Origin of the sequence: Arthrobacter sp. KN11-1C (assembly GCF_052180225.1) — a bacterium.
GTDB lineage: Bacteria > Actinomycetota > Actinomycetes > Actinomycetales > Micrococcaceae > Arthrobacter.
This window is the reverse complement of sequence record NZ_CP197467.1, coordinates 4,498,355-4,508,703: the sequence shown is the minus strand read 5'-3', so window position 1 is coordinate 4,508,703 and position 10,349 is coordinate 4,498,355. Positions and strand designations below refer to the sequence as shown.

Annotated in this window: 11 protein-coding genes and 1 tRNA gene; 6 read left to right on the top strand and 6 right to left on the bottom strand. The window is 64.6% G+C overall.

Going from position 1 to position 10,349, the window contains the following annotated elements; all coding sequences use genetic code 11:
* Window positions 1-3: 3 nt before the first annotated feature.
* Together ACSBOX_RS21135 and ACSBOX_RS21130 are read right to left on the bottom strand one after the other, a co-directional pair.
* Window positions 4-486, bottom strand: a complete 483-nt coding sequence (locus ACSBOX_RS21135; protein ID WP_078107059.1) for an FHA domain-containing protein FhaB/FipA — start codon at window positions 484-486, stop codon at window positions 4-6.
* 5 nt (window positions 487-491) lie between these two features.
* Entirely contained in the window at window positions 492-1,235 is a 744-nt protein-coding gene (locus ACSBOX_RS21130; RefSeq protein WP_442544212.1) for an FhaA domain-containing protein, read from the bottom strand.
* 363 nt (window positions 1,236-1,598) lie between these two features.
* Here ACSBOX_RS21130 and ACSBOX_RS21125 point away from each other — a divergent pair.
* A tRNA-Leu gene (locus ACSBOX_RS21125) sits at window positions 1,599-1,681 on the top strand.
* Window positions 1,682-1,815: 134 nt separating this feature from the next.
* Here ACSBOX_RS21125 and ACSBOX_RS21120 read toward each other — a convergent pair.
* The gene (locus ACSBOX_RS21120; protein WP_442544211.1) at window positions 1,816-2,523 is read right to left on the bottom strand and encodes a TetR/AcrR family transcriptional regulator; all 708 of its coding nucleotides are present in this window, start codon (window positions 2,521-2,523) and stop codon (window positions 1,816-1,818) included.
* Between the two features lie 107 nt (window positions 2,524-2,630).
* Here ACSBOX_RS21120 and ACSBOX_RS21115 point away from each other — a divergent pair, with 107 nt between their 5' ends.
* Window positions 2,631-4,022 carry a flavin monoamine oxidase family protein gene (locus ACSBOX_RS21115; RefSeq protein ID WP_442544210.1) on the top strand — a complete coding sequence of 464 codons (1,392 nt, stop codon included), beginning with the start codon at window positions 2,631-2,633 and terminating at the stop codon, window positions 4,020-4,022.
* 87 nt (window positions 4,023-4,109) lie between these two features.
* On the opposite strand, the gene ACSBOX_RS21110 is transcribed toward ACSBOX_RS21115, so the two are convergent.
* Together ACSBOX_RS21110 and ACSBOX_RS21105 are read right to left on the bottom strand one after the other, a co-directional pair.
* Complete coding sequence (locus ACSBOX_RS21110) at window positions 4,110-4,727, bottom strand: hypothetical protein (protein ID WP_442544209.1); 618 nt, start codon at window positions 4,725-4,727, stop codon at window positions 4,110-4,112.
* 152 nt (window positions 4,728-4,879) lie between these two features.
* Entirely contained in the window at window positions 4,880-5,329 is a 450-nt protein-coding gene (locus ACSBOX_RS21105; protein ID WP_078107028.1) for a DUF5997 family protein, read from the bottom strand.
* 133 nt (window positions 5,330-5,462) lie between these two features.
* Here ACSBOX_RS21105 and ACSBOX_RS21100 point away from each other — a divergent pair, with 133 nt between their 5' ends.
* The 4 genes from ACSBOX_RS21100 to ACSBOX_RS21085 all read left to right on the top strand — a co-directional run bounded on the left by ACSBOX_RS21100 (window position 5,463) and on the right by ACSBOX_RS21085 (window position 8,755).
* The gene (locus tag ACSBOX_RS21100) at window positions 5,463-6,266 is read left to right on the top strand and encodes an ABC transporter permease (protein ID WP_442544208.1); all 804 of its coding nucleotides are present in this window, start codon (window positions 5,463-5,465) and stop codon (window positions 6,264-6,266) included.
* Window positions 6,263-7,327 (top strand): sulfate/molybdate ABC transporter ATP-binding protein, encoded by a 1,065-nt coding sequence (locus ACSBOX_RS21095; protein ID WP_442544207.1) that lies wholly within the window; start codon window positions 6,263-6,265, stop codon window positions 7,325-7,327. Before ACSBOX_RS21100 ends, ACSBOX_RS21095 begins: the two co-directional genes overlap by 4 nt.
* Before the next feature lie 69 nt (window positions 7,328-7,396).
* Window positions 7,397-8,131, top strand: coding sequence for a LysR family transcriptional regulator substrate-binding protein (locus ACSBOX_RS21090; RefSeq protein ID WP_442546083.1), 735 nt, complete (start codon window positions 7,397-7,399; stop codon window positions 8,129-8,131).
* 3 nt (window positions 8,132-8,134) lie between these two features.
* Window positions 8,135-8,755, top strand: a complete 621-nt coding sequence (locus ACSBOX_RS21085) for a LacI family DNA-binding transcriptional regulator (RefSeq protein ID WP_442544206.1) — start codon at window positions 8,135-8,137, stop codon at window positions 8,753-8,755.
* Between the two features lie 104 nt (window positions 8,756-8,859).
* Here the strand turns inward: ACSBOX_RS21085 and ACSBOX_RS21080 are convergent, their stop codons facing one another.
* Window positions 8,860-10,347: a SulP family inorganic anion transporter gene (locus ACSBOX_RS21080; RefSeq protein ID WP_442544205.1), complete on the bottom strand. Its 1,488-nt coding sequence runs from the start codon at window positions 10,345-10,347 to the stop codon at window positions 8,860-8,862.
* Window positions 10,348-10,349: the final 2 nt, after the last annotated feature.

Below are 10,349 nucleotides of genomic sequence, written 5' to 3'. Positions count from 1 at the left end.
CGGCTACGGCCTCAATTCGATGACCGTCTTGCCGATCCTCACGGGGACGCCAAGCTCCACCGGCAGGGCGCGGGTCAGTTGCTGATCGGCGAGGTAGGTGCCGTTGGTGGAACCGAGATCTTCGATGAACCAGCGGCTGCCTTGGGGGAACAAGCGCGCGTGCCTGCCCGAAGCATAATCATCCTCAAGGACCAAGGTGGCCTCTTGCGCGCGGCCCAGCAGAATAGGGCTCGCGGCCAGAGGAAGCGTGGTGCCCTTGAGTGGACCTTCGACGACGACGAGCTGGTGTGCCTGCTGCTTCACGGGCTGGGGCGGTGCGGGGGCGAGTTCCGGATGCTTGCGCAACTCGCGCGCCGTCGGAGTCCCCATTGCGGCTTTGCGGCCGATCACGAGATCGCGACGCATGGTCGAGACGATGCTGAAGATCAGGACCCACAGCAACAGCAGGAAGCCGAAGCGGAGTGCGGTGATGGTCAGTTCGCTGATGTCGCTCACGGGCGCCCACCAGAAGGCTGGGGGAGAAGTCTGAAGATGATCTTGGTCCGTCCCATGGTGATGGTGGATCCGTCAGTCAATTCCACACTGCCGTCCACTTTGTGGCCGTTGACGTAGCTTCCGTTGGTGGAACCGAGGTCGACGGCGTGGATGACTCCGTCCGCCGTCTGGATTTCCAAGTGCTTGCGCGAGACGCCGGTATCGTCCACCAGGATGTCGGCCTCGGAGGACCTGCCCAGCACGATCGAAGGCGCGTTAAGGGAATAGCGTTGTCCGCCAATGTCCAGGACAGGCTGGAGCCGCGTGGGTTCGCGGTTTGGCGCGGCCGGGACCACTGGCCGGGGAGCAGCAGGCGCGGCAGCCCCATTGGATTTCTCAGTGCTGGACGTGATTTCGAAATGGCCTTCGCGCTGGGCTTCGTCGTGGCGGAAGGAGATCCGTACCGGACCCTGCAGGATGTAACCTTGGCTGCGCACGTGCTGGATGACGACGTCGCACAATTCTTCGGCCAGGGGAGTACCCCAGTCCTGGGCGCGCGTGAAGTCCGCATCGCTCAAAAGGACATCGAAGATGTTGGGAGCCAAGGTACGGCCGGCCGAAATGGTGATGGACTTGTTGTCCAGTTCACGGCGAAGCTTGCTCGCTATCTCCACCGGCTCCACCTTTGCCCGCGAACCGGTGGAGAAGACGCCGCGGACGGCCTTTTCTATGCCACGTTCAACCCTGTCAAGCAAGCCCATGGTCCTTCTCCTTCCGTTTCGTTGACTCTGCGATATCAGTAGCCAAGACGAATCCCCGCAGTGGCCGGAGCGCACGCAAGGAGCCTGTCTTCAACCCCGATACTACTGGGCAAGACTGTGAATGGCCTTATTCCACAACGCCTGGAAGGCCGGAAAAGTTCGGTGGCCCGCATCATTTCGCGACGCTTCTCGCGTGATTTCAGTAATCGTGCGGGGGACCGGCAAACGGTGGGATCCCGGGGTTTTACTGCCCGGCCCTTGGACGATTGGCGTTTTCAACAGGTTGTCCGTTATGCTTGATCTCGCTGCTTTCGCAGGGGTGAGGCCGGGGAAACCTGGTGTGGCCCGGGCGAAGGAAGTTGCGCGCGAGTGGCGGAACGGCAGACGCGCTGGCTTCAGGTGCCAGTATCCGAAAGGGTGTGGGGGTTCAAATCCCCCCTCGCGCACGCAATTCAAAGGAACCCCGGTCTCTGACCGGGGTTCCTTTGTTTAACTCGCCAAACCCCTCGTAACTCCCAACTGGCTCGCAGTTGGTGTCGTTTTGAGGGCTCATAACGACACCAACTGCGAGTCAGTTGGGCTACACCCGCAGGGCGCCGAGCCCGGTGATCAACGCATCCAAGCCCATGGTGAACGCGAGGTCGGACGGGTAGTTGTTCCGCTCGGGCCCGAGGCTGCGGACCGCCGAGGTGAAGTGCGGCGTGGAGTCTGCCAAGCGGCCGGAATCGAAAATGTCCGCCGGTGCGTTCGCGTCGAATGCGGCGCCGAAAATGTAAGCCTCAAGGGCCACGATGCTCGGGATGATCTGCTGCTCCGGGAAACCGGCGCGGAGGAAGCCCTCGGTTACGGCTTCGTACATGGCGAGGGTCTGCGGGGCGTCCGTCACGGGAAGAACCGCGATCACCGAGATCAGCGGGGTGTGCCTTGCGAAGATGCCGCGGTAGGAATAAGCCCACTGCCGGACGGCATCCTCCCAAGGGAGCGTGCTGAAACCCCCGAAGTCGACTTTGGACATCAGGTCCTCTTCAACGAGTTTCAGGACCTCGTCCTTGGAGGAGACGTGGTTGTAAAGGGCCGACGGCGCGACGCCCAGGGAGCGCGCGAGTGCGGCCATCGTGAGGCCGTCGTAGCCCTTCTTGCTGATCAGTTCCAGGGCCGCGGCAGTGATGCCGTCCTGGTCGAGGACCGCCGCCATTGGCCGACCTGCCCTGCGGCGCGCTTTGGTCTCGCCGGGGGCGGGGGTGGGTTCAGGCATCGCTGACCTTTCTGGAAGCAGTGTCATCAGCATTATTCCATTTGGGTCTTCACAGCCGGGGCCAATCCAGCTACAGTTGAGATAAATGAACGTCATTCATTTATTGGTCAGCCAACGGGGACGGCCACAGAAAGGACATCATGTTGAATCTTGATCGCGACGTCGTAATTGTCGGTGCCGGTCCGTCGGGGTTGACGGCCGCACGCGAATTGAAGAAAGCCGGACTCAGCGTTGCCGTACTCGAAGCACGCGACCGCGTCGGTGGCCGCACCTGGACCGACACCGTTGACGGGGCCATGCTGGAAATCGGCGGACAATGGGTGTCCCCGGACCAGACCGCCCTCATGGGGCTCCTGGACGAGCTGGGCCTGAAAATGTACTCCCGCTACCGCGACGGCGAATCGGTGTACCTCGCGCCGGACGGCACCCGCACCCGCTACACCGGGGCGTCCTTTCCCGTAAGCGAGACCACCGCAGCCGAAATGGACAAGCTCACTGCCATCCTGGACGGCCTCGCCGCAGAGATCGGCCCGGAGGAGCCATGGGCCCACCCGAAGGCCCGCGAATTGGACACCATTTCCTTCCACCACTGGCTGCGCCAGAACTCCACGGACGAGGAGGCCTGCAACAATATCGGCCTCTTCATCGCGGGCGGCATGCTGACGAAGCCGGCCCATGCTTTCTCGGCACTGCAAGCGGTGCTGATGGCAGCCTCGGCAGGATCCTTCTCCAACCTGACGGACGAAGACTTCATCCTGGACAAGCGGGTTATCGGCGGGATGCAGCAGGTCTCCTTGTTGATCGCCGCGGAGCTGGGTGACGACGTCGTACTCAACAGCCCGGTCCGCACCATCAACTGGGAGACGGCCGGCGAAGGCCATCGGGTCACCGTTGAATCCGAGCGTGCAACCGTCAATGCGCGATTCGTGATCATGGCTGTCCCGCCGAACCTGTACTCCCGCGTGTCCTTCAACCCGCCGCTGCCGCGCCGCCAGCACCAGATGCACCAGCACCAGTCCTTGGGCTTGGTCATCAAGGTCCACGCTGTCTACAGCACGCCGTTCTGGCGCGAAGACGGACTGTCCGGAACGGGCTTCGGCGCCGACGCCCTGGTCCAGGAGGTCTACGACAACACCAACCACGGAGACGCCCGCGGGACCCTGGTGGGCTTCATCTCGGACGAAAAGGCAGACGCGGTCTTCGAGCTGAGCGCCGAGGACCGCAAGAAGAAGGTCCTTGAGTCCATCGCGAGCTTCCTTGGCGACAAAGCCCTGGACGCCGAGGTCTACTACGAATCCGACTGGGGTTCCGAAGAATGGACCCGTGGCGCCTACGCGGCCAGCTACGACCTGGGCGGCCTGCACCGTTACGGCAAGGACCAGCACGCCAACGTAGGACCGATCTACTGGTCCTCCTCCGATCTGGCTGCCGAAGGCTACCAGCACGTTGACGGCGCGGTCCGGATGGGCCAGGCAACCGCCGCCAGGATCGTCACCGTAAACAACCGCGTCTCTCCGGTACCGGTGGCCTAGGAATACGTACCGATCGACACGTGAGGTCTCGGCTCTTTCACTCGTTGAAAGGGCCGAGACCTCACTTTTGGATTCGGGGCGAGCCGCCTACGGCGCAGAAACGCCCGCAGCTGCTTCGGCTTCGGCCATCGCCACATCCAACTTCTCGACCGCGCGGGCATAGTCCGTCCCTGCGGTAAGACGGCAGCGTTGGGCTTCCTGCAGCGCACGGACCAAAGCGGCGGTCTGCGGAACGTTGACATCGCTCATGCCGGGGAAGTCGATGCCCTTGGCGGGATCGAGTTCATACCTTTGCCAGCGGGCCAAGAGGATGTCGTGACGGGCTGCCGCTTCGGTGAAACCGCCGCGGTCCTGACGGTTCCGCTCCAGTTTCCGGCCGACGGCATAGGCTGCAAAAGCGGCAGCTACGCCGAGGAAGAGCATCAAGAGCCCGACGGCGGGCGAAGCCAACGCGGGAATCACGACTGCGGGGACAATCACCACGAGTCCGGCGAAGATGTTCCAGAAGGTGGCGTCCGGCTCTTTGACGAGGTCCCGATCGCGGTGGGCGAGGCGCCCCTGCAAGGCGGGATGGCCGCCGTCGGGAGCTCCGTGGATGGCCGCTTTCCGGATGATGTTGACGGTAAAGACCACCGCGCACAGGAGCAAAAGCCCCCACAGCCCGATCTCCCAGGCCGTCAGCTGGATTCCAGTTGTGGCGGGCAATCGGACCACCTCCACGCGAACGCGCACCGCTCTCAAATTCAGTATGCGCCGAGGAAGGCTTGGAGGCGAGAGCCCGGTTCCGCGCTCAAAAGCAGGAAGGCAGGACACCCCGGTCCGGGTTGTCCTGCCTTCCTGTGAACGTCTTTTGGAGCTTAAGCGTGGTCCCGCTTGGATGCCTTCGGTGCGTCCCGCTTGGCAGTTGCGTTGGACTTGGCTTCCTTCGTGGCTTCCTTTTTGGCAGCTTCTTCCTTGATCCGCTTTGCCTCGGAGCGCACGGCTGCGTGCGTGGCGCGCTCGACGACGAGCCACTGCGGGGGAGCTGCCAGCAGTTCGGTGATTTCCGCCGTCGTGAGGGCCTCGGTGATTCCGCCGCGGGCGAGGCCGCTGATGGAGATGTTCAGCTTCTGTGCCACGACGGGGCGTGGGTGCGGACCCGTCCGGCGGAGCTCGGCGAGCCACTCCGGGGCGTTGGCCTGGAGCTCGGCGAAATCGGCTCGGGTGATTTCCGAATCCTGGAACTCCTGGGGTGTTGCAGGCAGGTAGATGCCAAGTTTCTTGGCAACGGTGGCCGGCTTCATGGACTGGGAGTTTGCAGAGGTCATGGTTCAAGGGTATCCGGCCCTGCAGGGAAGTGGCACAGCCGCTGTTCTAGGATGAATCCATGCCGCACACAAGAGTCGCCCGGGCCGCCCGGATGGTCCCGGTGACCCAAGCCTCGGCATACCGTAGGCATCGATGAATTTCAGCGGGATTCCACGGTGGGTCTATGGCTTGGCGGTAGTGGGCGGCTTGTTCGTCCTGTTGCCGTTGGCTGCCATGGTCGCAAAGGTCAATTGGACACAGTTCATCCCGCTGGTGACCTCCGATTCCTCGCTCACGGCGTTGGGTCTCAGCCTCCGCACCTCTGCCGCGAGCACCGCGCTTTGCATCGGCTTGGGCATCCCGTTGGCCCTTGTCCTCGCCCGCCGGCCCTTCCGCGGGCAGCGGCTCCTCCGCGCCTTCGTCCTCCTGCCCCTGGTGTTGCCGCCGGTGGTGGGCGGCATCGCGCTGCTCTACACCTTCGGTCGGCAGGGTCTCCTGGGCAAAAGCCTTGAACTCGCGGGCATCCAGATCGCGTTCTCGACGACGGCGGTGGTCCTGGCCCAGACGTTCGTCGCCTTGCCGTTCCTGGTAGTCAGCCTCGAAGGCGCCTTGCGGACGGCCGGCAACCGCTACGAAGCTGTTGCGGCGACGCTCGGCGCCCGCCCCACCACCATCCTGAGGCGCGTGACGATCCCGATGGTCCTCCCCGGTCTTGCGTCCGGGGCGGTGTTGTCCTTTGCCCGCAGCCTGGGCGAGTTCGGGGCCACGCTGACATTTGCGGGGAGCCTGCAAGGTGTCACGAGGACGCTCCCGCTGGAAATCTACCTGCAGCGAGAGACCGACGCGGACGCCGCCGTCGCCCTTTCGCTGGTCCTCGTCGCGGTGGCGGTAATCGTCGTCGGGCTGTCCTACCGGCGGCCGCACCGCACGGAGCTTCCTGCGGAGGCAGCTGCGTGAGTTTCCAGATCGACGCCACCGTCCGGGCCCGCAACCTGGACGTGTCACTGAGCCTCGGGCAAGCGGAGACCGTGGCGATCCTTGGACCCAACGGGGCCGGCAAGTCGACGCTTCTCTCCGTCGCGGCGGGACTCTTGCGGCCGGACGCCGGCTCTGCCCGCCTCGGGGACCAGGTTCTCTTCAACCTCGACGGCGGCAGCAGGGTATGGACCCCTCCGCACCTTCGCGGTACGGCGCTGTTGGCCCAGGAGCCGTTGCTTTTCCCGCACCTGAGCGTCCTGGACAACGTGGCGTTCGGCCCGCGCAGCTCAGGCGTTTCGCGGGCGGAATCGCGCGAAGCTGCGCGGCACTGGCTTGCCGAGGTGGACGCCATGGAGTTCGCCGGGCGCAAGCCCGGGCAGTTGTCCGGGGGCCAAGCCCAGCGTGTTGCGGTGGCCCGCGCGCTGGCGGCCAGTCCCGAATTGCTGCTCCTTGACGAGCCGATGTCCGCGTTGGACATCCACGCCGCTCCGCATTTGCGTCGGCTCCTCAAGCGCGTCCTGTCCGGGCGTCGTGCCCTGATCATCACCCACGACGTCCTGGATGCCCTCATGCTCGCGGACCGCGTGATCGTCATGGAAAAGGGCAGGATTGTGGAGGAAGGGGCCACCCGTGAGGTATTCCGACGTCCACGAAGCCAATTCGCCGCAGGCCTGGCCGGAGTGAACCTCATGGCGGGCACCGTCACGGAGGATGGACTCAGGACGGCCGCCACCGCCGAGCTTCCCAGCCTGCATGTCGCGGGAGACCTCGATGACGAAGCGGAGCCGGGCCAGCCCGGCGTCGCCGCGTTCCCGCCGTCGGCCGTTTCCATCTTCCTGGACGCTGCCCACGGCAGCCCGCGCAACTCGTTCCCGGTTGAGATCACGGATCTTGAACCGCATGGGGACCACATCCGGGTCCGGGCCGGCGATCTGGCGGCGGACATCACGCTCTCAGCGTCCGCCGAGCTGGGATTGGAACCGGGCTCGCGCGTCCACTTTGTTGTCAAGGCCACGGCGGTCCAGGTGTACGCGGCGTAGCTTGGGCCGGCGCTGGGTTGGCTACCGCCCGCGCGGTACTGTGAACTGGTGCCATCCGATCAAGAATCCCTGCCCGCCGTCGGTACCCCCGACGCTTCCGACGCTGAAACCAGCGGTCCCCAGGGGCTCACTTTCGCCTACGTCGCCGGTGTGACGCCCGGGAAATGGATCCGGCGCTGGGAAGAGCGCATGCCGGATGTTCCGCTGCGCTCGTTCTTGTCCGACGACGGCGCGCAGCTGGACGTCCTGCGCGACGGCTCCGCGGATCTCAGCTTTGTCCGCCTGCCGGTGGACCGCGATGGACTGCACGTCATTCCGCTCTACGAAGAGCAGCCTGTGGTGGTGGCCCCGAAGGGCCACGAAATCTCGGTGTTCGAAGAGGTGGCGCTGGAGGACCTCGCGGAGGAGAACTTCCTGGATGTCGCCGGGATGGGCGGGCCGGAGATGGCCATGCAGGTGGTGGCATCGGGCGCCGGCCTCGTGATCCTGCCGATGTCCGTGGCCCGGCATTTCAATGTCAAGGACACGGTCGCGCGGCGCCTGACGGGGGCCGAAGGGACGCAGATCGCCCTTGCGTGGCCGAGCGACTCCACGAGCGAGGTCATCGAGGAATTCATCGGCATTGTCCGGGGCCGCACTGCGCAAAGTTCGCGGCAGCCTTCGGCTCAACAGGAGAAGCCCAAGAAGGCACCCAAGCCGGACCGGCGAGGCACCGGCGCCAAAAAACCGGCGGTTGCCCAGCGCTATGCCCCGAACCCGGACAAGGGTCGGGGCAAGGGCTCCCGCAAGAAGGGAAAGCGCTAGGCCATGGGACTTGGAGCGAAGCCGACCATCCGGGACGTCGCCAAGAGCGCCGGCGTTTCCCTCACCACCGTGTCCTATGTCTTGTCCGGGCGCCTCGGTGGCACCACCCGCATCAGCGAAGCGACACAAGAGCGGGTCCAAGCCGCGGCCAAGGAACTGGGTTATGTACCCAATCAGGCGGCCCGCGGAATGCGGCGCGGCAAGACCGACCTCGTCGCGATTGCCATCGGCGACCTGGAATGGCCGTGGGACCGGGCACTGGCAACGGCTGCTGCACGCATATTGCCCCAACACGGCTACCAGCCCGTGATCCTCATCGGCGAAGGATGGCGGCGGTTCATGCTCTCCGGCGGTGCCGACGGCGCCATCATCGGGGCACTCCCGCCCGGCACCCTTCTTGACCTCACCGTGGGCGAGCTGGCCCGGCGCGGAGTAGCCCAAGTCGTCATATCGGACACGATGCAGCCTGCCGGATTTGATGTCTTGGCACCCGGTTCGGCCGGTGGGACCCCGGAACCGGAAGCGCTCGAAGGGGCCATCACGCTGCTTCTGGACCGGCTCGCCGGCCGCACCATCGGCGCGGGAACCACCAAGGCCGCGCCGTGGGAATTCAAGACCCCGTAGCTATCAGCTCACCTTGAGCGGGACCCAACTGACTCGCAGTTGTTGTCGTTATGGGCCCTCATAACGACAACAAATGCGAGCTAGTTGGGGAGAGGTAGGGGCGGTTAGCCTGCGTTGAGCTTGCCCGCCAGCCGTTCGCGCATTCGGACGCTCGCCGCGTTGAGGCCGATGAGCTCCACCTCGCGGCCGTGCCTGCGGTATTTCTCGGTAACGGAATCCAACACGGCAACGGTGGAAGCATCCCAGATGTGCGAGGCATGCAGGTCGATGACCACGTGGTCGATTCCGCCCGAGGAATCCTTCGCATAGTCGAACTGCGTGTAGAGGTCGTTGGAGGAGGCGAAGAACAACTCGCCATCCACCGTGTAGCTCGCCACGGTCCGGCCGTTGAGCTCGAGTTCGCTCCGTTCCACCGTGGCGAAATGGGCCACTCTCCGGGCAAACAGCACCATGGCCGTGAGGACGCCGGCTCCCACACCGATAGCCAGGTTGTGCGTCGCCACCACCACGAGCATGACGCCGGTCTCGGACTTCGGGAGCCGCTTGAGGGTTGCGGGCTGGATCGAATGCCAGTCAAAGGTGATGAGGGAAACGAAGATCATCACAGCCACCAAAGCGGCCATCGGTATGGTGTCCACCACGTCCCCGAGCGTCACCACGAGCCCCAGCAGGAACGCTCCTGCCAGGAAGGTCGACAGCCGGCTCCGGGCACCCGAACCCTTCACGTTGATCATGGTCTGGCCAATCACGGCGCAGCCGCCCAAGCCGCCCAGGAAACCAGTGACGATGTTGGCAATGCCCTGGCCCCATGAGACCCGGGTCTTGTTGGAGCGGGTGTCCGTGATGTCGTCCACTAGCTTGGCCGTCATGAGGGATTCCAGCAGGCCCACCAGCGCCATGGACAAAGCGAACGGGGCAATGGTCTGGAAGGTCTCCCAGGTCAAAGGCACATTGGGCAGGAAAAAACCGGGAAGGCTGTTGGGGAGTTCGCCCTTGTCGTGCACCGTGGGGACGCGGATTCCGGCCAGCACCGTGACGATTGTGAGGGAGACGACCGCCACCAACGGTGCGGGCACCGCCGTCGTTATTCTGGGCAGGCCAAACACGATCAGCAGCCCGACCGCCACAATCGGGTACACCATCCAGGGGACGCCGATGAGCTCAGGCAGCTGGGCCATGAACACCAGAATCGCCAAGGCATTCACGAATCCGATCATCACCGAACGCGGAATGAAGCGCATGAGCCGAGTGACGCCCAGGACAGCCAGGACGATTTGGAAGACCCCGGCGAGGATGACCGTGGCGATCAAGTAGTTGAGCCCGTGATCCTTCATGACGGGGGCAATAACGAGCGCGACGGCGCCGGTGGCCGCGGATATCATTGCCGGGCGGCCACCCACGATCGCGGTGGTGACCCCCATCGTGAAGGACGCGAAGAGCCCGATCCGTGGATCCACGCCGGCAATCACGGAGAACGCGATGGCCTCTGGAATGAGGGCAAGCGCCACCACCAAACCAGCCAACGCTTCCGTCTTGAGCCTGCGGGGCGAGCGCAGCGTGAAACGGAGGGACTGGAGCTGCTCGGGTGTCATGG